The organism is Halovivax asiaticus JCM 14624 (genome assembly GCF_000337515.1).
In the GTDB taxonomy this organism is placed as follows: domain Archaea; phylum Halobacteriota; class Halobacteria; order Halobacteriales; family Natrialbaceae; genus Halovivax; species Halovivax asiaticus.
In genome coordinates this window covers 56,990-76,442 of the sequence record NZ_AOIQ01000002.1, presented here as the reverse complement: position 1 = coordinate 76,442, position 19,453 = coordinate 56,990, and the positions used below count along the sequence as shown (strand labels likewise).

Here is a 19,453-nt window from a genome sequence, read left to right as displayed (position 1 = left end):
GCAGCACCCGAGACGTGGCTTCCAAATCACGGTGAGCAATTTGGTTGCCATGTTCCGAAACACACCATCGAGACAAAAAGGTCTCGCACGCCACTGGTTTAGAGAGTCGTATCGCTATCCGTCGCAGTTCTTCGTTTTTGGGGATTGGGGGCCGAGTGTCTTCGACCAGTTCGACCGACAGAACTGCGAGGTACTCGGATGAAATCCGTCGAGCGAACGAGGGACGGGACCGGCGATGCGCCTCGCTCCCAGGGGTGCTATCGGTGTGATCGGGGCGTGGCACCGTCGCGGCTCTTTCGGGTGGACATCAAGCCACCCGAGCCGCTCGAGGCGGAGTACCGACACTCCGTGCGGTACTGCTGTCCGGACTGTGCGGCCGCGATGAATCTGTCCGAGTTCTCGGAGGCGGTGAAGAAGGAGACAAGGCGGTAGTGTCCGTATTCCGGCACTTCACGCTATAGTAGATTTCCAGCACTCCGTCTCTATTTCTGCCACAAAACTGGCTCAGCCCCTATATCAGGTGTCTCAATACGGTCGTTAACTGGTCTTCTAGTTCCGATGCCTGAAGAATGGCGATTTCGTTCCCATCCTGAGCATCTAACGAAGCAGTATCGTCTTCGATGTCTTGCACAACGAGCAGTCCGTTCCAGCCGGATCCGAAGTACTCCTCATCACGTTCTGTTCCGAAGACGTAGTTCTCGTTGACACGGAGAAATGCCAAGTATTCGAGCGTCTCCTTGATTCCTCTCCGAATCGTGTCTTCGTTCGTGCTGTTTTTCACTTCGGTAATAAGGTACTCGTTTGGTTCCTCGCCGTCGGAAACTATCTCCAGTACGATGACGTCGGGTCTACCAGTGTGGTTCTGGTACTCTTTGTCGAAGTAGTCCCCGGCAATGTCCTGTGCGACCAGCTGCACTTTGTCCGAACGTGAATGGTTCTCCTTCTCCTCATCTGGCATTGCTACGAATGACAAATTCTGATCTTGCGCAGACGTATCGTGATAGAGCACCAGCTCGTTCTCCCCCTCAAACTTCGCGATCTGTTGGCGATTAGTCGAGATCGTCTGGAACGTGGGTTCGGTATCGCGCAACTCCTCTATCGTTCCAACGAAACTGAATAGGACAAATAATTCGAAGAGCGTATCTTCGTCATCAGGTGCGATAGCCGTTTCCTGAAGCAGTCCACGGATCTCGTCCTTCTGACCGTCGAAGAGTCGTTCTCGGGAACGAATTAGGTCAGCTGCACTGCGATAGACGTCGTGACGGGAATCAGCTGCGGCCGTCACCATCCGTTCAGTCGGTTCGTACGAGTCCGGTTCGCGAATCCGCCGGACGTGGACGTTACGTTCGACGATTCGTTGCAATTCGTCGACTAACTCTTCGTTTCCGCGCCACGTCTCGCTGACCCAGTCGTAATCATCTACAAGATACATTTCGGCTTCTTGAATCGTCCGATAGATGATCGAAATGAGCTTTTTGAGGACGATATTCTCCGGGATATCGTACGTCTCAGATCGATTGTCACACACGAAGATCGAGTTGTCGTGCGGGTGCTGACTGTATCGCTGTTTCACTGTCGCACCCCAGTTGATCCTGCCGTCGACGGTCCCATGTCTCGTCCGCGAGACCGTTCTCGTCTCGGTCCGGAGACTTCGAAGATGCTCCGGTAACCGACGAACGAACTCGACCACGTCATCCTGCAGGATAAAGTGCAGATCCAGCAGAAGCTCGTATTCCTCGAACCGATCGTCAAGTTGTTCGGGCTTGAGAGACCGTGCCAGTTCACGCTCCGGAAACGACCCTCGCATCACGTACGCGAAGATATCCTCCGTCAGTCGCTCCAGAAGCTCGGTCTTACGCATCTTCTGTAATTGGAATCTGGAGCATTTCTTGGGCGGCTTGAGCCAAGAGGTCCTGATCGATATCCGGAACCTTCTGAATCTCTTGGACGATGGTCTTCCGTTTCGGAACGCCCTCCAATTGGGGGAAAATGTAACTGATCGTCGCCTGTGTGAGGTGATGGCCAAGTCGATCTTCCGGATGCTGGGAGACGTATTCGAGAACGTCTTCGATGATCGCCGGTCCGATTGATCGTTCCTTCACCGCACTGTTCGCTTTGCGCCATACTTTCCCAACAACATCCACCTCACGTTGGGAGGCCTGGATATCCCACGCCTCGGCGTAGTTGTGGACCAAATCCGTGGCTGGATCTTTGCGTTTTTCTGTCGAATCATCGATCGTTGGAGCGGGGACACGCACAAACGCGAAACGGCGCATAAAGGCGTAGCTCATCTCGTACAACGAGGTTTTGTCATAAGCGTTCATCGTCGCGAAGATCCGCCACGAGTTCGGGACGACGTACTGGTTTGGATCGGGAATGCCACTCACGTCATCGTACGTCGTTAGTTCGACTTCGCGACCGTCTACCGTGTACGGGAGCTGAACTGATTGACCCGACAACAACGTAAACAGTTGGCCGAAGGCTTTGTCGATATCAGCGCGATTTAGTTCGTCGATGATCGTCAATTCGTTCGATTGAACACCGGAGTTCGTGCGTTTGAGCCGATTGAGAACGATTCCAGGATTGAACGACAGATTCTCCCCCGAGTCATCGGATTCGTTCGGCATGTAGCCACCGACGGTGTCGAACGTGGACCAGTCTGCCGTCGCAGTGGTCATCTCGTAGCCGCTGAACAGGTACGGGTGATTCCGTGCGAGGTGGGCCGAGACGCGTTCGGCAATCTCGGTTTTCCCCGTTCCCGGCGGTCCGGTAAGGAGAATATGCTTTCCAGCGCTGAGCGCCGTTTCGATCTGTTCTAAAATCTCTCGGCCCTGTTGGTCAGGGAAGTAGAGACCGTCAAGGATCTCGGCCGAATTGTCGACCAACGCCCCACTGAATGGCTTGTGAATGTTGACGGCTGGAACCTCAGTCAGGTCATCACTCATCGCTTCGACGAGTGCGACCGGCCGATCGTAATCGACGTCACCAGCATCGGTTCGGAAGGTTCCGAACATCCCCTGGGCAGGGAACGCAGTTCCTCCGACGCGCCGACAGCGTTCGTTCGCTTCTGAGAGCGACAAACAATTCTCCGTCAGAGCGCTGAGCTCGTCGTTGATCCGAGCAACGGAATTCCGTTGGTACTTCGCTTCGACCGCGCGCGACAAATCAAGCTTCTCGAAGTCACCAGTGAGAAACATTCGGTCGAACGTAGCCACCAACGGGAACTCCTCGTTCCCACGATACTCATCCCACCACCACGATGTTTGTTTCACGGAAGTCTCTCCAAACACGCCAGCACCGATCAAACCGTTTTGTTGGTCTGCAAACTCGTCCGTCGACGGTTTCTCCCGAGAATGAAACAGGACGACGTCGCCTGCTTGAACGTCATTCCACTGGTCGCGCTGGTCTCGACGGAACGAAACTGAGCCGTATTCCACTGCCGTGAGCCAGTAATCGGGCGGGGCAGTGAACTTGTACACCGTCGGGCTACCCTCGGAAAGTACGGTAGAAATTGTATGGCTCCCGTTTTCCGAGGGGTTGATCGTCGTGCCATCGGTTGAATATGCCTCATTTAGAATGCTATTGAGGCGCGGTTGGTCGAGAACGCCACCAGAGACGTCATTGTCGTCCTGAATGTTTCTGACTGCGCCGAGAAATAGGACCTGCGGCGGAGAGAGTCCATCGAGCGTCCCAATGGCTAAGTCGTCGGCTTTCGCTTCGAGTTCGGGTCTGAGGTTCTCGTATACGGCCCTGATTTGGTCGAAAGTAGAACCGGTAGCCGGTGAGACTGAACCTGACGATTGAAATCCAGACAGGGCGTGAGACCAGTCTTCGATAACCGCCTCCCCAATACGTTTCGTTGCCCACGAACCGCTGCTATCGGACTGAGACAATTTCATCCGAACGTCGTCGCAAGCTGCATCGATCCAATCGTATACCGGCCTCGTTGTTTCGGGAAAAAGACGTGGGCCCTTGATCGCTTGAATAAACTCCCGAACAGAGTCATACTCTTCAAAGAAGTTCCCTTCACTTCGATCGAAATTGATAGCACTGTACGTGTCATTAGGCCACCCTTTGAATCCGATTGTGCCCCAGAATGACTCTCGGTCGAGATCTGCTTCGTAAACTGGCGAGAGGAACATTACGTGTGGGAAGATATCATCCGTAACTTCTCCCCAACCCACGGCATCTGTAAAGGCTGCTGCAGTGTCACCGTCGAGAACAGTTGCATGGGTGATTTTCGCTAGACGGGTGTACTCACCACCGTCACGGCCATCTCGGTCAGCAAACAACAGGTAGTCTCCCTCGTTCGCCGGTTCGTCCTCACGATTTCCCCAGACAATGAATTCCTCTCGACTGCTGGGGAGGTCGACGATGGATTCGATCTGGTTTCTGGTGACTCCTTCTATAATTGTCCGCTGATAATTCGTCCGTACTGCACCATCTCCGGTGTTTAAAGGAACCTGGTAGACAGTGGGTTGTCCATTAGGTTCTATAACGAAATCCCGATACGCGGAGACAATTGAAGATATATCTCTTTTTATGATTTTATCATTAGGAAAATTAGCTAATGAGTATCTTTTGTAGTAGATGGTCCCTGGCCCGTAGAGGGTGTTTCGTTGGGATGCATGAGGAAATTCGATTTGTTCTGCAGAAAATCCCTGTATTTCTATTTGCTTCCGCACATCCCGCGCAGTAGACTTCAATTGCTCTCTTGCAGCTTTAGTTCCTACATCCCTTTTTAGATTTCCAACACCCTGGTTTAGTGACAAAGTGACTCGGTTTTCCTGAGGCTCAAAAAGAAAGACGGCATAAATACCTTCCTGAATATTATCTGTTTCACGTCGGTCCATTATTGCAACCCATGGGATAGATGTCCAACGGCCTTTTCCTGCAGAAGAATCTACAGAGATCTGTTCTGAATCCAATATTTGACGCAAAACATCAGGGATTGAATCCTCAATAATGTCCCTTACCTCATGAGGAGAAATTGGTTTCCCAATTTTATCTATTGGGTAATCAGATATGACTTGATTGAGCAACTCAGAAAGGTCATTAGAAGTTGATCCCATTAGGAGTGTATCCGTATTGGTGCATTATATAGCTACTCGTTAAAATACAAAACCCACCTATTATCAGAGTTCTTTAATTAGTAACTAAGGCGCGTTCCATTATCGATCCCTACACATAAACACATTATTATCAAGTTTATTAGAGTGTTCAGTTTCCTATCCCTGTTTTCAGGAACTTCTTATTCACCCAACCGAATCCACTCGTATGCCCCCTCATCTCGCCGCCGAGCCCTCCTCGCGGCTGCCTCCTCCGGCACCACACCCCTCGCGGGCTGTTCGTCCCTGAACCCCTTCACCGACGAGTCCACGGACGTCCGGTCCATCGATGGACTCACTCGCGATGCCGACGAGCAGGCCAACTGGAACGTCGCCGAGTTCGAGATCGAGGACGACGGCGAGCTCCACCCCTGGACGGCGTCGTAATTCCGGCACTCTCAGTCACCCTCTCACACCCAATCCAGCACGTCGAACCCGTCCGTGACGACCTCCTTCAACGCGATGAGGATGGCCATCGGGCCGACAGCCGAGCAGAGTTGCCCGAGTGCGGCGCGAAGCTGCGCCTCGTTGTCGGCCGAGCCGAACACGAGCACGGTCGGGTCGGCGGCCGCCGCGTACACCGTCATCTCGCGACCTTTCTCGGAGTAGACGGTGTCGACGGGTTCGACGAGATCTGCGGCCACTAGGTGATCCAGATGGTAGCTGACCGTTTCGACGGTGCGGTCCAGGTCCGTCGCCAGCGCGCTCGGCGTTTTCGTCTCCAGACAGAGTCGTCGGCAGATTTCCCGCGCGGTCTCGGATCCGACGGCTGCGAGAACGTCGTCGGCCCGATCGTCGTCCAGAAAGCAGACGGTCGCGTCGTCGCTGCGCGTCACCGTCGATTCACCGCCCGTCGGAAGCAGTCCGCTCATAGCGCCAGATCACACACGGGGCCGAAAAGCCCGCCGATAACCGAGATGGCGATTTCGGTCATGCGAGGCTTGATGTCGTCGCACGAGAAATATCAATCTATGACCGACGCAACCGGCGCCAGCGATCCGTCGACGAACGACTCGTCGACCGCGAACGCCTCGGCCGCCGACACGTCAACTGCCGACCCCGCACCACCGTTTTCCACCCGACTCTACCGCGTGGTCGTCTCCATCGTCCTGCTGGTCCCGCTCACCGTCTTCCTCGGCTACGGCGGCTGGATCGTCCTCACGATCACGGCCACGCTGTTGGGCTACGACCCGGCGACCGACGACGGCGACCGGCTACGCGATCGACTCGCCCACTGGCCCGAACAGAATCGGGAGGTCATGCGCACCGACGGTCGTGTCGCCCTCCCGTGGCGACCGTGAATTACACGCTGTAGACCGATACACGGCTATATCCCGTAAACTGCTTTCTGGTCGTTCGGTCAGTCCAGGTTACCCACTCGCCCGTTTCCGACGAGCACCCCCGTCCGCCGAAAATTGGTCAGGTTTACAGCACTGTCTGTCCACCACCCATACATGACGCAGTCCCCGGATACCCCGTCACCGGCGCCGTTGGTGACCCGTGCCACGCTTCAGAGCTACCTGATCGCTCTCGTCGGCGTCATCTTCGTCGTGGGGAACGCGGGAGGGGCCCTCGAGGACGGCTACCTGTCGTCCAGTACCGCCGGTATCGTCCTCGGCCTGCTTGCGATCGGGGCCGCCGTCGTCACCACGCTCCAGCCCGAGCGAATCCACCGGGGCGAAGAGCCCGCGCCAACCCACCAGTACGTCCTGGCTGCCATCGCGACGGCCGCGACGATCGCCGTGCTCCTCACCTAACCGTTCGCGAAATCCCCTACTGGCGCCCGAAGACGTAACTCCCGTCCAGCACAACGGCTCTCCATGTCCGACGCCGACGCAACTGGGAACCCACCGACGGTCCTGCTCACCGGGGCGACAGCCGGCATCGGCGCCAACGCCGCGAAACGCCTCGCCGCCCGCGGCTGGGACGTCCTCGTCCACGGCCGCAATCGCGAGCGCGGCGAGACCCTCGTCGACGAGATCCGAGCCGCTGGGAACCGGGCCACCTTCCTCCGCGCCGACTTCGCCGATCCCGAAGGCGTTCACACGCTGGTCGACGCAGTCCGCGACCACACCGAGACGCTCGACGCGCTCGGACTCAACGCCGCCCTCAGCAGCTCGGAGTGTGCCGAGGGCTGGGACGGGGTCGAACTCACCTTCGCGGTCAACCAGCTCGCCCCCTACCTGCTGGCACACGAACTGCTCGATCGCGTCCAGGCCGCTCCAGACGGCCGCATCGTCGTCACCGCCTCGGCGATCCACACCCGGGGAGAGCTTCCGATCAACCCCTCCGCGTCGACCGGCGAATCGGCGCGCACCGAGACGGCGACCACCGCCTCAGCGCCCACGCTCGACACAGCCCAACTCGCCTGCACCGACGACTACGAGGCCTTCGGCGCGTACGCTCGCTCCAAACTCGCGAATCTCTGTTTCGCGGCCGAACTCGACGAGCGCCTCCCCGACGTACCCGTCACCGCCTTCCACCCGGGATTCGTCCCCGGAAGCGGCCTCTACCGCGACGTCGGCCTCCCGCTTCGGGCGTTCATCCGACTCACGGACCTGCTCCCGTTCGTCGGCACCAGCGTCGCGGATGGCGCGGACCCAATCGTCCACCTGGTCGACGACGAAATCGACGAGGGCGCCGGGATCTACTACGATAACACCGAGCCGAAAGACCCGGATCCGCGGGTCCACGACCGCACACACCGACGCGCCCTCTGGAACACCTGCGCCGACCTCACTGGCGTGAATCCGGACTGGACATGACGGCCACCGACGCGTCGCATCGATCCCGCCGACCGCATCCCCGGCGATGCATCAGTACGTTAATCCCATCGGCGCGAGCGGACTCTCCGTATGACCGACCGGTTCGCCCTCGATATCGAGACGGTGAGTCCGACGCTCGACGCCTACGAGAAGCCGCCCGATTTCCGCGATTCGTCGTACTTCGAGTTGCTCGCCGTCTGTCTCGCGTTCGACCCCGCCGATGGCGATCGAGAGGAGACAGTGCTCTTTCGCGACGGGACCGATCCGGCCTCGGAACTCGCCCTCGTCGAGCGAACGTGTGACTGGATCGAAGCCCGGGCAGACGACGCCACCAACTCTGCACCCTGCCTGACGTACGGCGGCGAAGGGTTCGACCTGCCACACCTCCGCGGACGCGTCAAGGCCGTCAACGAGACCATCGAGGATACCACCGCCGACCACGCGGCGACGGCCGATCGACTCGACCGCCTCTTCGACGAACTCCTTTCCCACGTCGATCTCCAGCCAGACGTCTGGGAGGCCTATGGCGAGTACACGACCCTCGAAGAGGCCTGCGAGTGCGTCGACATCGAAACCGAGGGGACCGACTGGACGGCGTTCGAACACGGAATCGATCTCGACGTAGCTCGACCGACGGCTATCCACGGCGTCGAACACCTCACCAATCGAGACGTGCCTGTCCTGGGCGAACGCTATCTGGAACTGGCCGCCGTCGGTGCGACGGAGACGCTCACCTGCCGCGCCCTCCGAGCGGCACTCGACGAGTACGGTCGGGAGGACATCACCCACCTGTTCGACCTGGCCGACGCCCGGCCGTACGATGGTGACGGCGAGACTACCGGGCGAGAGCGCCCGAGTTCGCAGTGACGGCATCAACGACGGAGTTGGCCGACGGTAGTGGATATGCGGCGTCCCCAGAACTAGAATTGTACCGTGTGGAGACGTTCGGAGTCACTCGTTGCGCACGTTATCACACAAAGCACATATATTAGTCCACATGAATGGAGATATGAAACGACGTGCCCTCCTCTCGTCGCTCACGGCCACAACGGTTCTCGTCGGCGGTTGTCTCGACAGCCAAGGCGATCCGGATGAACCGGACGATGGGTCATCCGACATGGATACCGGTGGCTGTGACAACGGGACATCTCTGGCTATCGACCCGGTATCCGCTGAGGGGCTCGTCGAATCGATCACCGTCTCGCGAGCAGAAATCAAAACGGCCGACCCGACGCTCCGGATCCCTCGGCTCTCCGAGCGGATCGACCGAGTGCTCGATGGCGAACCGACGACGATCGAGGTCGATCGGGCCCCGCCGCTCCAGCCCTCGCCGTACGTTCGCCGGGGGGAGACGGTGTACACGTTCGACGCGACGATCACGGACGCGGAGTCGATCACCGGCCCCAAGTACCGCGTGACTGAGACATCGTACCACGAGATACGCGACGAAGAGCGCACCCAGTCCACCGCGCTCCCGGATCCCGATCTGTGGCGGCTCGTCGAAGGAATTCGGTCGTCGACGGACACCTTCGTCGCCGCCTATCTGGACCAGAGCGCACGAGACGAGTCGATCCTCGCCGGTGGGCAAGATCGGCTCGTCGTGGAATTCCCCGACGAAATCGAACACTTCGGTCGATATTTCGTGGTCGAGCGAATCGGTACAAGATCGAGTACTATCGAGCGAACGCGGTACGTCTCGAGGCAGATCGGTGACCAGAATGCGTTCGAGACACACTTCCTGGATACGTACGGTATCACCCTGGAGAACCCGGACGAGGACGTCCGAACCTTGCTCGACGACGCAATCGATGCCGATGGGCTGGAGTTCTGTGCTGAATACGACGGGGAATCGGACGATGCGTTCTACACCTCAGCATTGGAAACCCTCGAATCACACCTCCAGAGTGTCGATCGGATGGGCCAGGACACCCGTGACGTCTTTTCGCTTCCCCATGGCGGCGCGCACTATATCGAGTACGAGGGGACATGGTACGCCCTCCAACCGGTCGAATGGGTAGTCTGACCGTCACTTGCGCTTGATACCCCTGCTAGAGTTCGCTTCCGTAGAAAATTGCCGCGAAACGGGAGACGCTGACGTCCAACAATCGTGATCGGTGGGTACCAGCGGCTGGTCCCCCGACTTACGATTCGATCACGATCGCGCCCTTCATTCCGACGGACAGGTATGGCTCGCAGTGGTACAGGGCGAGACCCGCATCGTCGAATGGCTGCTCGTAGGTCGTCCCGCTCGCGGCGGTCGGGCCGCCGGAGTTAAACTCGTAATCCGATCCGCCGATCTGCCCGTCCGGTTCGGCCTCGACGTTGTGTGCGCCACCCCGACCGGTCAACTCCCAGCGGACGGTGATTCCCGGGAGATGGCGATGGCGACGGGATCGAACTCCCAGCCTTGACTGCCAGTGCCGACACCGACGGTAACGGCCTCTTGGTCCCGTTGATCGACGATTGTCCGGTCGCTCCTGTGCCCCTGAGTGCCAGGGGGCTCGCCCCGAGCGTGGAATTTTTCAGTACCGATCGTCGGTTGTATCCGTAGATCCAGTCGACTCACGTCTCAATCTTGCTGTTACTAATTAACTAATCGTCTTGGCGCTCTTCCAATTGTTCTGCAAAACTTCGATCCCCCGTTTGCTGCGGGTTAGAAGTAACAGATTCCGCTTCATCCGATCCGAGTAGAAGAATAACAATTCCACCAATAATGGCAAATACACCCATGCCAGTTGCCCAGCCAGATAATGGGTTTGCCGTGGTAGCGGAACTAGTATAGCAATCTTGGCCCCCATATGGACTATCAACACATGTTTCAGCAGAGTGGGTTTGCGTAGAAGGGATGCCAAGTCCAATAAGAAGAACGATGACGCCTATAGCCACTATCACCCATCCAACCGAGTTAGTATTTTGATCGTTAGACATGGGTAGTCACGGCATCATCATAGCCATCATAAAGAATGTGAACAAAACCATGAAGACCATGACCACAATATAATTGATGGCAAACCCTTTTCCCATAGTTGCAGCGTCATTGCCAAACCCGTTTGAGCTACCAACCTCTTTCGAGTCGCTGGGAGACATCCGTTTACTCAGATTGTCCAATACGTCCTCCGGGTCTTTTCTTCGCAAATTATTCACTACATTCAAGAAATCCGACTTTATGTCTTCAGGGCTTGTGGCCATATCTATCGCCACATTCTTCTCTGCAGTCACCTCCACTACCGTTTCTTTATCCTTTTCCTGCATTTCTGGGATCTCAACAATCAACCTTGCTCCGTTTCCACCGAAGACTGATGCGTTTTGCTTTCCGACAATACGCTGACCGTCATCAGTATACGCATCAATGGCATCAGTCAGTTCCAAACTGGCTTTTAAGATTGTTTTCGCGTCATCGCGAGGCTGTTCAAGTGATATTCTAGTCACATATGATCAGTATGACGGATCATTTGTAAATATACTGGCAACATATTGAAGGTCAGACAATTTGTCTACGTTCTCTCCAAGGCCTCTAGCCGCGTAAAAGGGGATATTCCGGCCACCATGATGTCTGGTATCAGACAGTTATCCATACAGATGAAGTGGTGTTTCTATTTTTGTTGTATATATGACGAAGTGGTGGAATGGTAAAAATCTCCACAGTTGGCGAATACACCAGATATACCGGATTGCTAATGAGCACCGGAGCAGGTGCTGCGATTCCGCAAAGGGTTGTGAAGCAGCTCAGTGAATTATTGGAGGAGGCGAGACGAATTCACCAGTCTCTGTAATTTACTAGTTTACACTAGATAAGGTGCGAAAGTAGTCTGTGGCAGATTCGAACGCCGATGGTCAACGATCGACGGTGGACGGCACACGATGCCACGTGCGGGGAAAACGGTTGGCGGGCGAAGAAGCGCTGCTTTAGCACTGATCGCGAGTGAAAATCCTTTGCGGCGCTCGCGTGGCGGCCGCGCCGCCACAGCAAAAGGAGTGGGTGATCGGGGTTGGTCACTGGCCATCCTCGCCGGGACCTTCATGCATATCTTTCACAACCGGGAACAGTCCTCTGTACACCGCGCTAAATGGGTCCGAGCGGGTCCCGTGGTGAGCATCCGATGACAAGACACAAGCACCGATCCGAACGGAATCGATTCGCAACCATCGCGGTCGGCACAGGCCAGACCGAACCGCATCCGCACCGAGGTGGAACGAACGACGTCGTCCCGCCGCTCCACCTCTCGACGACGTTCGAGTGGGCTGACGAGCCAGACGCCAATGAACACGACTATTCGCGCGAGAGCAATCCGACGCGGGCAGCCCTCGAAGCGCAGCTAGCACGCCTCGAAGGCGGCGACCATGGGCTGGCGTTCGCCTCCGGAATGGCCGCCATATCGACGACGATGCTGTCACTGGTTCCCCCGGGAGGGCACGTCGTCTCCTCGGACAGCATCTATAGCGGAACCGAAAAACTGCTCACGGAATACATGGCCGGCCAACTCGGCGTTACTACCGATTTCGTCGACGCCCGTGATCCCGAGAACGTCGCCGATGGAGTCGATGTGGATACCGACTTGATCTGGGCAGAAACCCCGTCGAACCCCTTGATCAGGGTATGCGACATCCAAACGATAGCCACCATCGCCGATGACTACGATACCCCCTTCGGGGTGGACAGCACCTTCGCGAGTCCGTACTACCAAGCCCCGCTCGAACTGGGAGCCGACATCGTCGTACACAGCACCACCAAGTATCTCAACGGGCACTCCGACTCGATCGGTGGCGCCGTCATCACCGACGACGGTGGGGTTTTCGAGCAATTGTCATCCGCACAGCGGGTCGGGTTCGGGAATATGCTCTCGCCGTTCGACTGCTATCTCGTCGCGCGAGGCATCAAGACACTACCTGCCCGGATGGAACACCACGAGAGGAACGCGCTAACAGTCGCCAGATTCCTCGAAAACCACGATCACGTCGCTCGTGTGCACTATCCAGGCCTCGAGAGCCACCCACAACACGATCTTGCGAGCGAGCAGATGTCGGGATACAGCGGGATGCTCTCCTTCGAGTTTGATGGGACACTCATCGAACTCGAAGCGTTCGTCGAGGGACTTGTGATATTCACGCCGGGAGCCAGTCTCGGCGGGGTCGAGAGCCTTATCGAGGTGCCGTCACTGATGCTTCCCGACGAATTCAGTCGGAGTGCGGAGTCAGCGGAGATTTCCGAGACCCTCGTCCGAGTATCCGTTGGCCTCGAAGACGCCGATGACCTCTGTGAGGACCTCCAGACGGCGCTCCCGTAGCCGCACGTTCTTTATTTGCCCGACCGTCCCAGTCAGCAAGCGGGAAGACGTCCTGTGCTACCCGATAATCACGCTACCAACGCAGACTCGTCACTCCGTTCCTCGTTGGTGCGTCGGAGAAGTGGGTTGGGGCAGATTCGAACTGCTGCAAGACGTGCTCGCATCGCTGCGCGCGACTTGCGTAGTTCGAACTGTCCAACGGAACGGATTTGCAGCTCGCGAATTTGCTCGCAGCAAAATCAGTGGGTTGGGGCAGATTCGAACCGGAGGAAGACGGTCGCCTCACTTCGTTCGGCGCTGCGACTTCCAGGGTCCGAATCGTTGTCAACCACCTCTCCGACGCAGACTCGTCACTCCGTTCCTCGTTGGTGCGTCGGAGAGATGGGTTGGGGCAGATTCGAACTGCCGACTTCCTCCGTGTGAAGGAGGTATCATAACCGGACTAGATCACCAACCCGGTACCCGATTGTACCGAACGGCTGCCCTTATACGTTCCGTTAGATTCCAGCGCGGACTCAGTACTCGGGTGCTTCCTCGACCTCCCCGTCACGCTGATTCACGACGCGCGCGAGGGTGAACAGGCCGTCCGAGAGCCGATTCAGGTACTGGACGGCGTCGGCGTTGATCGACTCGTCTTCGTTCCAGAGCGCGACGGCGCGCCGTTCCGCGCGGCGGCTGACGGCTCGGGCGTGGTGTAACGCAGCGCCGCTGTCGCTGCCGGTCGGGAGAATGAACGACGTCAGCGGTTCGAGTTCCTCGTCGTACTCGTCGATCCACGTCTCGATCAGTTCCGCGTGCTCGGGGCCGACCTGTGGATCCCCCTCGTCGGGGTCCGGATTCGCGAGGTCCGCCTGGACGACGTGCAAGTGATTCTGCACGGTCGCGAGTTTGTCGTCGACGTCCTCGTGACCGGTCGGGCGGATCGTCCCCAGCAACGCGTTCAGTTCGTCGACGGTGCCGTAGGCCTCAATCCGCTCGCTCGCCTTGGAGACGCGGGACATATCCCGCAGATCCGTCTTCCCCTCGTCGCCGCGACCGGTGTAGATGGGCATACGCGAGCCATTGCGACGGCACACTATAAGTCCGGGCCACCGCACCCAGCTGGCTGGGACCGAACGAAACCCTCAGGGTGCGTCACGTCGGTACCCGTCAGTGATCAGGTCCTCTAGATACGTCCCGGTCCGATCTAGATTCACGTTCGCCGTCGACGAGCCCCTCGAACGACTCCGTCCCACCGTCGCCGCTCGTTTGCAGTCCGACAGTCGCGTCGTCCAACGGAGCGACCCGCTTCATCGGGTACGGAGCGTGTCCGACGCGGCTCCCCCGCTGATACTGCGACCGTTCGAACACGTAGACCTGCTCGCCGTCGTCGATCGCGAGGAGGACGACATCCTCCTCGGAGAGATAGTCCAGAAACTCCTCCGCCAGCGGATACCCTTCTTGTAGAGCCGAATAGTCCGTTTTGTCCCGTGGAACGTGTATCGCCTCTCGCCCATCGGCAAACACAAATCTAGACGTGCCGTCGGGCCCACCTCGATACGGTTGCGGCATACGTTCGGACATGAGCGCCGAACAATCATAGGCTCAAACTTTATCCTGTGAAGATTTGAAGTGGGGTCGACCCCGCAAAAACAGACACCGGTGGGTATGACGGACCCGAATTCGTCGTCACCGACTCACCGACGACCAGCCCGCCGCAGGCCCAGTCGGATCGTCGTCCCGAATGGCGGGCGGCGAGACGCCCACCTCAGGAAAGCGCCGCGAGGATGGATTCGAGTTCGGTCTTGCGGAACGGACGGTCGGCCTCGGCAGGATCGTCGGTATCCAATTCGTCGAGCGTCCACAAGATTCCGGCGCGCATCTCCGACTTGGACGGGCGGCCGTCGCTCTCTGGTCGGTAGTCGACAGCTTCACAGATCGCAGCGAGGGCCTCCTTGGTGAAGGCCGTCGATTCGATTCGCCCGTGTCTCCCGACGGCCAGACGGATCTCGTTTCGCAGTTCGTGGACGGTCGTACTCATATCCGTCCGAACGTTCCGCCGGGTCGTCTAGGTTCCGACCTGCCGGAGAAACCAACACACTCAATTCTGTCCACGAAGGAAACCCACACATGAGCCTCGAACTTGAGCACGAGTGTCCCGACTGCGGCGAGGAGAAGGTCTTCTACCGCGCCGCGAGCACGATGGTGCACTTAGGCGAGAAGGTCAAGTGGCACTGTCCCGACTGCGACTACGGCTTCGTCCAGATCGACGGAATCGACTCCAGCGCGGCCTAGATCGGCCTGCTCCTCCGCTCTGAGTGTCGGTGACCGCCAGTTCGTACTCCACTACCGTCCTATTTTCGGCACGCGACGCTCGAGTCGCGAGTACAACGTGGGGCCACCCATCGTGACCACGTAACGGAATCGCCTTGCCCGGAACGAGGCCCCAGAAGGGGTACGGGTCGAAGTGAACGTCCCAGTGTACTTATGACTCCCACTCACAGGCCGCACCGAACGTGAGCTGATTGGCCTCGATATACGCCGAGAGACACGCGTAGTTGCAGAACGCTTCGTGCTCGGTGTCTGTCGGGTTCTCGGTGACGTAGACGGGCTCGTGGCGGTCGACGTCACTGGCGCAGTACGCACAGACCATTCCCATACGAACATGGATGGGCTCGATCGGCTCCGTTCTTGCCCCTGATCTGCGCTCCGGCGCCACCCCGCCCACGCTCGAAAGAACGAACCGGCCACGTTCGCTGGAGGGATGCCTGTTCACGGTCGGTCCGAGAGGTCTGAGCGCCCCGCCGAGTCGGCGCCGGTCGCAGGTATGTCGACGCGTGCGAGAGTGATCGCCCGCAAAGCCGTGTACATGAGGACGATAGCCCCGCCGAGAACGAGCCAAAACTGCCCGGCGACGAGGAACAAAAATCCGAGCGCACCCACCGACCGACTCATGAACAGCACCCAGAGAGCGCGAACACGAAGAAGAACCCCATCAACTACGCGATCGGGATCTCCGCTGCCTTGAGTTGGTCGAAGTCTAATTTCCCCGTTCGTTCGTAGACGAAGAGTAGCGAATCGCTCATACGAGTGTGTCGAGTTGACGAGTCTTTTGCCTATTGGATCTGTCTGAAATATGAATTCTATCGCCACCGACAGTGGCCCGACCAGACGAACACCGCTGTCCGGTTCCCAGACGAATGGTGACAGAGATCCCCATCACATCGAGACGAAGGAGGGGGCCGCCTATAGTGAACCCCAGGTCGGTCGCCACCGTGCGACAGGAATTTACCCATCACGACCCATCCGTCGCACGATGCAGGGACGCAGGCTGGCGACGACGGACGAGGTAGTCGCGATCGTCAGTCCGGACGCCGGCGACGCGCTCGCGCGTCTGGAGGCGTGGTGTACCGACCGCGGGCTGGGCCTCTCGACCGTCGACGTGGGCGACGACATCGGGACCGTTTACGACGAGAACCGGGCCACGCTGGGGGTCACGCTCGGCGGCGACGGCACCTTCCTCGAGGGGATCAAGACGTTCGCTCCGCGGAACGTGCCGATGCTCGGCATCGACCTAGGGACGCTCTCCTTCCTGGCCCGAGTGGATCCGTCCGATATGGAAGCCGCGCTGGACGAGGCGATCCGCGGGCGTGCCCGGGTCGACAGCCGACAGCAACTCGCGATCGATGCGCCGGGTATCGACACTACGGGGATCAACGACGTCATGGTCGAGCACGTCCCGCCGGAGAGCCCGATCGGCCGAAAGGTGACGACGCTCGACGTCACCATCGACGACGAGTACGTCGGGGAGTTCGAGGGGACCGGCCTCGCGGTGTCGACGCCGACCGGATCGACCGGCGTCTCCCTCTCCGCGAACGGACCGCTTCACTACCCGGCGAACAACTACGCGCTGCAGCTCATCCCGCTCCAGACCCACGCCCTCGGCGTCCGGCCGATCGTCTGCTCGCCGACCAGCGAGATCCATGTCAGACCCGACGGCGAGACCAGCCTCACCGTCGACGGCGGTCGCGTTCACACGGTCCTCGACCCGACCGACGACGTCCTGATCACCGGTGCCGACACTCGCGCCCACATCGTCCGTACCTCCTACGGCTACGGCTTTTTCACCGCGATCACGAAGAAACTCGGCTGGTCCATCCGCGAGGACGACGCCGAGCCGCCGACCGGCTTCGAGGCGCTCACCGAAGCCCGACCCGAGTCCATGATCGAACGTGCCCGACGCATCGCCGTCGAAGCGGCCCACAGCGCCGCAGAGCCCCTCCGCGAACTCCACGGTCGCGTCGAGGACGTCACCTACAAATCCGACAAATCGGACCTCGTCACCGAGGCCGATCATCAGGCTGATCGGATCATTACGACCGTGATCGCGAACGAGTTCCCCAGTCACGCCATCGTCTCCGAGGAGAGTGAAGGCCGGATCGCCGGCGGGGAACGGGCGTCGACGCGGACAGCCGGCGGCCCAGCGGTTCCCGACGAAGCGGTTACGACGGACGAGCTTCCCTACGATAACGACGCGGAGACTGGCGACGACGCCACCACCTACACCTGGGTCGTCGATCCACTCGACGGGACGGGCAACTTCGCCCACGGCAATCCGAACTACGCCGTCTCGATCGCGCTCGTCGCCGACGCCGAGCCGATCCTCGGCGTGGTCCACGTCCCCGAGACCGACGAGACGTTCAGCGCGGTCGCCGGAGAGGGCGCCTACGTCGACGGCACCCCGCTCGGAACGACTGATCGGACCCGACTCGACGAGAGCATGCTCTTATCGGGCTACGATCCAGACGGCTCGTTTCTCACCCAGTTCTACCAGCAGGCCCGGGGCGTGCGCCGACTGGGCTGTGCCGCACTCCACCTCTGCTACCTCGCGAGTGGCAGCACCGACGCAATCTGGGAGTACGATACCTACCCGTGGGACGTCGCCGCCGGGATCGTCATCGCGCGCGAGGCGGGCGCGACGATCACCGACGACGCTGGCGATCCGTACCCCTTCGAACTCGAGCGGAACGGTCGAACCCCGCTTCTCGGCTCGAACGGTCCGCTCCACGAGCGACTGCTGGATCACCTCGGGGAGACAACCGCCGTGGACGACTAACGGCCACCCACTGCTATCAGCAGTGCCTCTCCTGTCGACGAACCTCCCAGGCAAGCGCCAGTCACCAGTGCCAGCTTCGATCGCTCGACGAGAGCACCGGTTCGTATCCACCTGACCACCAATGTGACGATCGCGTCGAAAATGCCAGTTCGTCTGACATTACAGCCGATTCGCACGCTGTTTCACATTCCTTTATAAAACCCCCATACATACGGGAGAATCACTTACGGGGTGGGACAAGTAGTCAGAGATAGCAATGGACGTCGAAACCGTCAAAGAGCGGGCAGGACCGCGGGAGTTCTCGCCCGCCGACGACATGCCCGAGAAGTACCGAAAGGCGGCGACACGGATGATCCAGTTCCACGCCAACAGCGAGATCATGGGGGCGTACCTCGAAAAGCCGTTCATCCGCCAGGCGCCGTCGATCGACCGTAAGCTGGCGTTTTCCGCGAAGGTTCAGGACGAGATCGGCCACGGCCAGTTGCTATACCGCGCCGCAGAGTCACTGGGCATCAAGACCCGCGAGGAGATGTTAGACGAACTCGCGAACGGGGAAGGGAAGTTCTTGAACTGCTTCCACTACCCGATGGAGTCGTGGGCCGAGGTGCCGATGATCGCCTTCTTCGTCGACGGCGCCGCGATGCGCCGGCAGGCGACGCTCAAGTCCTCGAGCTGGGAACCGTACGCCCACGCGATGGACAAGGTGTGCTTCGAGGAGGGCTTCCACGTCAAACACGGCGAGGACATCATGGCCCGGATGGCGACCGGCTCGCGCAAGGAACAACAGATGCTCCAAGACGCCTTCGACGAGTGGTGGCCGCGCATCATCCAGTTCTTCGGCCCGACCGACGACAAGTCCACCCACCACGACTTCTCCGCGGAAGTCGGCCTCAAACAGAAGACCAACGACGAACTCCGCAACGCCTTCTTAGACGCCTACGTCCCGAAGGCGAAGTCCTACGGCCTCGAGATTCCGGAGTACCCGCGCATCGAGGAGGTCGGCGACGGCGAGTACCACGTCGAAGAGGACGACCTCGACTGGGACGAGTTCTTCACCGTCTCGAAGAACGAGTACGAGCCCGGCAAGGGCCAGATCGACTCGCGCAAGGCCGCCCAGGAGGCCGTCGACTGGGTTCGTGACACGATCGAAGGCGACGCCAACCTACCCGGGAGCCAGGCCGCCCCGGCGGCCGACTGACC

At 59.1% G+C, this 19,453-nt stretch carries 22 protein-coding genes and 1 tRNA gene; 10 read left to right on the top strand and 13 right to left on the bottom strand.

The window, feature by feature from the left end:
* Nucleotides 1–198: 198 nt before the first annotated feature.
* The gene (locus tag C479_RS00385; protein WP_007696280.1) at nucleotides 199–432 is read left to right on the top strand and encodes a hypothetical protein; all 234 of its coding nucleotides are present in this window, start codon (nucleotides 199–201) and stop codon (nucleotides 430–432) included.
* Between the two features lie 79 nt (nucleotides 433–511).
* On the opposite strand, the gene C479_RS00380 is transcribed toward C479_RS00385, so the two are convergent.
* From C479_RS00380 to C479_RS00365, 4 genes are all read right to left on the bottom strand, one after another.
* Entirely contained in the window at nucleotides 512–1,861 is a 1,350-nt protein-coding gene (locus C479_RS00380) for a hypothetical protein (protein ID WP_007696278.1), read from the bottom strand.
* Complete coding sequence (locus C479_RS00375) at nucleotides 1,854–5,072, bottom strand: MrcB family domain-containing protein (protein WP_083893766.1); 3,219 nt, start codon at nucleotides 5,070–5,072, stop codon at nucleotides 1,854–1,856. The genes C479_RS00380 and C479_RS00375 overlap by 8 nt, the downstream gene beginning before the upstream one ends.
* A gap of 213 nt (nucleotides 5,073–5,285) precedes the next feature.
* Complete coding sequence (locus C479_RS00370; RefSeq protein ID WP_007696274.1) at nucleotides 5,286–5,477, bottom strand: hypothetical protein; 192 nt, start codon at nucleotides 5,475–5,477, stop codon at nucleotides 5,286–5,288.
* A gap of 41 nt (nucleotides 5,478–5,518) precedes the next feature.
* Nucleotides 5,519–5,980 (bottom strand): ArsR/SmtB family transcription factor, encoded by a 462-nt coding sequence (locus C479_RS00365; protein ID WP_007696272.1) that lies wholly within the window; start codon nucleotides 5,978–5,980, stop codon nucleotides 5,519–5,521.
* A 99-nt stretch (nucleotides 5,981–6,079) separates the two neighbouring features.
* On the opposite strand from C479_RS00365, the gene C479_RS16705 reads away from it, so the two are divergent.
* The 5 genes from C479_RS16705 (at nucleotide 6,080) to C479_RS00340 (ending at nucleotide 9,896) form a co-directional block, all read left to right on the top strand.
* Complete coding sequence (locus C479_RS16705) at nucleotides 6,080–6,409, top strand: hypothetical protein (RefSeq protein ID WP_007696270.1); 330 nt, start codon at nucleotides 6,080–6,082, stop codon at nucleotides 6,407–6,409.
* A 153-nt stretch (nucleotides 6,410–6,562) separates the two neighbouring features.
* Entirely contained in the window at nucleotides 6,563–6,865 is a 303-nt protein-coding gene (locus tag C479_RS00355; protein WP_007696267.1) for a hypothetical protein, read from the top strand.
* A gap of 63 nt (nucleotides 6,866–6,928) precedes the next feature.
* Complete coding sequence (locus C479_RS00350) at nucleotides 6,929–7,873, top strand: SDR family NAD(P)-dependent oxidoreductase (RefSeq protein ID WP_007696265.1); 945 nt, start codon at nucleotides 6,929–6,931, stop codon at nucleotides 7,871–7,873.
* A gap of 90 nt (nucleotides 7,874–7,963) precedes the next feature.
* Nucleotides 7,964–8,740, top strand: coding sequence for a hypothetical protein (locus C479_RS00345; protein ID WP_007696264.1), 777 nt, complete (start codon nucleotides 7,964–7,966; stop codon nucleotides 8,738–8,740).
* A gap of 142 nt (nucleotides 8,741–8,882) precedes the next feature.
* On the top strand, nucleotides 8,883–9,896 hold the full coding sequence (locus tag C479_RS00340; protein ID WP_007696261.1) for a hypothetical protein: 1,014 nt from the start codon (nucleotides 8,883–8,885) through the stop codon (nucleotides 9,894–9,896).
* 118 nt (nucleotides 9,897–10,014) lie between these two features.
* Here the strand turns inward: C479_RS00340 and C479_RS16180 are convergent, their stop codons facing one another.
* The 3 genes from C479_RS16180 to C479_RS16700 form a co-directional block, all read right to left on the bottom strand.
* A complete protein-coding gene (locus tag C479_RS16180; RefSeq protein ID WP_338034083.1) occupies nucleotides 10,015–10,239 on the bottom strand; it encodes a plastocyanin/azurin family copper-binding protein in 225 nt (74 codons plus the stop codon).
* Between the two features lie 226 nt (nucleotides 10,240–10,465).
* Nucleotides 10,466–10,801 carry a hypothetical protein gene (locus tag C479_RS15915; RefSeq protein ID WP_152415765.1) on the bottom strand — a complete coding sequence of 112 codons (336 nt, stop codon included), beginning with the start codon at nucleotides 10,799–10,801 and terminating at the stop codon, nucleotides 10,466–10,468.
* Between the two features lie 6 nt (nucleotides 10,802–10,807).
* Nucleotides 10,808–11,302, bottom strand: coding sequence for a hypothetical protein (locus C479_RS16700; protein ID WP_241430141.1), 495 nt, complete (start codon nucleotides 11,300–11,302; stop codon nucleotides 10,808–10,810).
* Nucleotides 11,303–11,973: 671 nt separating this feature from the next.
* Between C479_RS16700 and C479_RS00325 the strand changes: the two genes are divergently transcribed.
* Nucleotides 11,974–13,158 carry a trans-sulfuration enzyme family protein gene (locus tag C479_RS00325; RefSeq protein WP_007696247.1) on the top strand — a complete coding sequence of 395 codons (1,185 nt, stop codon included), beginning with the start codon at nucleotides 11,974–11,976 and terminating at the stop codon, nucleotides 13,156–13,158.
* A gap of 382 nt (nucleotides 13,159–13,540) precedes the next feature.
* Here the strand turns inward: C479_RS00325 and C479_RS00320 are convergent.
* The 4 genes from C479_RS00320 to C479_RS00305 all read right to left on the bottom strand — a co-directional run bounded on the left by C479_RS00320 (nucleotide 13,541) and on the right by C479_RS00305 (nucleotide 15,178).
* Nucleotides 13,541–13,615 (bottom strand) — tRNA-Val (locus C479_RS00320).
* A 58-nt stretch (nucleotides 13,616–13,673) separates the two neighbouring features.
* The gene (locus C479_RS00315; RefSeq protein ID WP_007696246.1) at nucleotides 13,674–14,210 is read right to left on the bottom strand and encodes a cob(I)yrinic acid a,c-diamide adenosyltransferase; all 537 of its coding nucleotides are present in this window, start codon (nucleotides 14,208–14,210) and stop codon (nucleotides 13,674–13,676) included.
* Nucleotides 14,211–14,307: 97 nt separating this feature from the next.
* On the bottom strand, nucleotides 14,308–14,721 hold the full coding sequence (locus tag C479_RS00310; protein ID WP_241430139.1) for a hypothetical protein: 414 nt from the start codon (nucleotides 14,719–14,721) through the stop codon (nucleotides 14,308–14,310).
* 184 nt (nucleotides 14,722–14,905) lie between these two features.
* Nucleotides 14,906–15,178 carry a hypothetical protein gene (locus tag C479_RS00305; protein ID WP_007696243.1) on the bottom strand — a complete coding sequence of 91 codons (273 nt, stop codon included), beginning with the start codon at nucleotides 15,176–15,178 and terminating at the stop codon, nucleotides 14,906–14,908.
* A gap of 89 nt (nucleotides 15,179–15,267) precedes the next feature.
* On the opposite strand from C479_RS00305, the gene C479_RS16395 reads away from it, so the two are divergent.
* Nucleotides 15,268–15,432: a DUF7838 family putative zinc beta-ribbon protein gene (locus C479_RS16395; RefSeq protein ID WP_007696241.1), complete on the top strand. Its 165-nt coding sequence runs from the start codon at nucleotides 15,268–15,270 to the stop codon at nucleotides 15,430–15,432.
* Nucleotides 15,433–15,622: 190 nt separating this feature from the next.
* Here the strand turns inward: C479_RS16395 and C479_RS16390 are convergent, their stop codons facing one another.
* Entirely contained in the window at nucleotides 15,623–15,796 is a 174-nt protein-coding gene (locus C479_RS16390) for a hypothetical protein (protein WP_169317765.1), read from the bottom strand.
* 113 nt (nucleotides 15,797–15,909) lie between these two features.
* Nucleotides 15,910–16,092 carry a hypothetical protein gene (locus C479_RS00300; RefSeq protein ID WP_049906992.1) on the bottom strand — a complete coding sequence of 61 codons (183 nt, stop codon included), beginning with the start codon at nucleotides 16,090–16,092 and terminating at the stop codon, nucleotides 15,910–15,912.
* A 361-nt stretch (nucleotides 16,093–16,453) separates the two neighbouring features.
* On the opposite strand from C479_RS00300, the gene C479_RS00295 reads away from it, so the two are divergent.
* Together C479_RS00295 and paaA are read left to right on the top strand one after the other, a co-directional pair.
* Complete coding sequence (locus C479_RS00295; protein ID WP_007696235.1) at nucleotides 16,454–18,253, top strand: NAD(+)/NADH kinase; 1,800 nt, start codon at nucleotides 16,454–16,456, stop codon at nucleotides 18,251–18,253.
* Nucleotides 18,254–18,509: 256 nt separating this feature from the next.
* Nucleotides 18,510–19,451 (top strand): 1,2-phenylacetyl-CoA epoxidase subunit PaaA, encoded by a 942-nt coding sequence (gene paaA, locus C479_RS00290; RefSeq protein WP_007696232.1) that lies wholly within the window; start codon nucleotides 18,510–18,512, stop codon nucleotides 19,449–19,451.
* Nucleotides 19,452–19,453 lie beyond the last annotated feature (2 nt).

Bases quoted from the DNA above. Each gene is read 5' to 3' on its own strand.
- C479_RS00385 (WP_007696280.1), top strand. From the start codon at position 199: ATGAAATCCGTCGAGCGAACGAGGGACGGGACCGGCGATGCGCCTCGC.
- C479_RS00380 (WP_007696278.1), bottom strand. From the start codon at position 1,861: ATGCGTAAGACCGAGCTTCTGGAGCGACTGACGGAGGATATCTTCGCG.
- C479_RS00375 (WP_083893766.1), bottom strand. From the start codon at position 5,072: ATGGGATCAACTTCTAATGACCTTTCTGAGTTGCTCAATCAAGTCATA.
- C479_RS00365 (WP_007696272.1), bottom strand. From the start codon at position 5,980: ATGAGCGGACTGCTTCCGACGGGCGGTGAATCGACGGTGACGCGCAGC.
- C479_RS16705 (WP_007696270.1), top strand. From the start codon at position 6,080: ATGACCGACGCAACCGGCGCCAGCGATCCGTCGACGAACGACTCGTCG.
- C479_RS00355 (WP_007696267.1), top strand. From the start codon at position 6,563: ATGACGCAGTCCCCGGATACCCCGTCACCGGCGCCGTTGGTGACCCGT.
- C479_RS00350 (WP_007696265.1), top strand. From the start codon at position 6,929: ATGTCCGACGCCGACGCAACTGGGAACCCACCGACGGTCCTGCTCACC.
- C479_RS00345 (WP_007696264.1), top strand. From the start codon at position 7,964: ATGACCGACCGGTTCGCCCTCGATATCGAGACGGTGAGTCCGACGCTC.
- C479_RS00340 (WP_007696261.1), top strand. From the start codon at position 8,883: ATGAAACGACGTGCCCTCCTCTCGTCGCTCACGGCCACAACGGTTCTC.
- C479_RS15915 (WP_152415765.1), bottom strand. From the start codon at position 10,801: ATGTCTAACGATCAAAATACTAACTCGGTTGGATGGGTGATAGTGGCT.
- C479_RS00325 (WP_007696247.1), top strand. From the start codon at position 11,974: ATGACAAGACACAAGCACCGATCCGAACGGAATCGATTCGCAACCATC.
- C479_RS00315 (WP_007696246.1), bottom strand. From the start codon at position 14,210: ATGCCCATCTACACCGGTCGCGGCGACGAGGGGAAGACGGATCTGCGG.
- C479_RS00310 (WP_241430139.1), bottom strand. From the start codon at position 14,721: ATGTCCGAACGTATGCCGCAACCGTATCGAGGTGGGCCCGACGGCACG.
- C479_RS00305 (WP_007696243.1), bottom strand. From the start codon at position 15,178: ATGAGTACGACCGTCCACGAACTGCGAAACGAGATCCGTCTGGCCGTC.
- C479_RS16395 (WP_007696241.1), top strand. From the start codon at position 15,268: ATGAGCCTCGAACTTGAGCACGAGTGTCCCGACTGCGGCGAGGAGAAG.
- C479_RS16390 (WP_169317765.1), bottom strand. From the start codon at position 15,796: ATGGGAATGGTCTGTGCGTACTGCGCCAGTGACGTCGACCGCCACGAG.
- C479_RS00300 (WP_049906992.1), bottom strand. From the start codon at position 16,092: ATGAGTCGGTCGGTGGGTGCGCTCGGATTTTTGTTCCTCGTCGCCGGG.
- C479_RS00295 (WP_007696235.1), top strand. From the start codon at position 16,454: ATGCAGGGACGCAGGCTGGCGACGACGGACGAGGTAGTCGCGATCGTC.
- paaA (WP_007696232.1), top strand. From the start codon at position 18,510: ATGGACGTCGAAACCGTCAAAGAGCGGGCAGGACCGCGGGAGTTCTCG.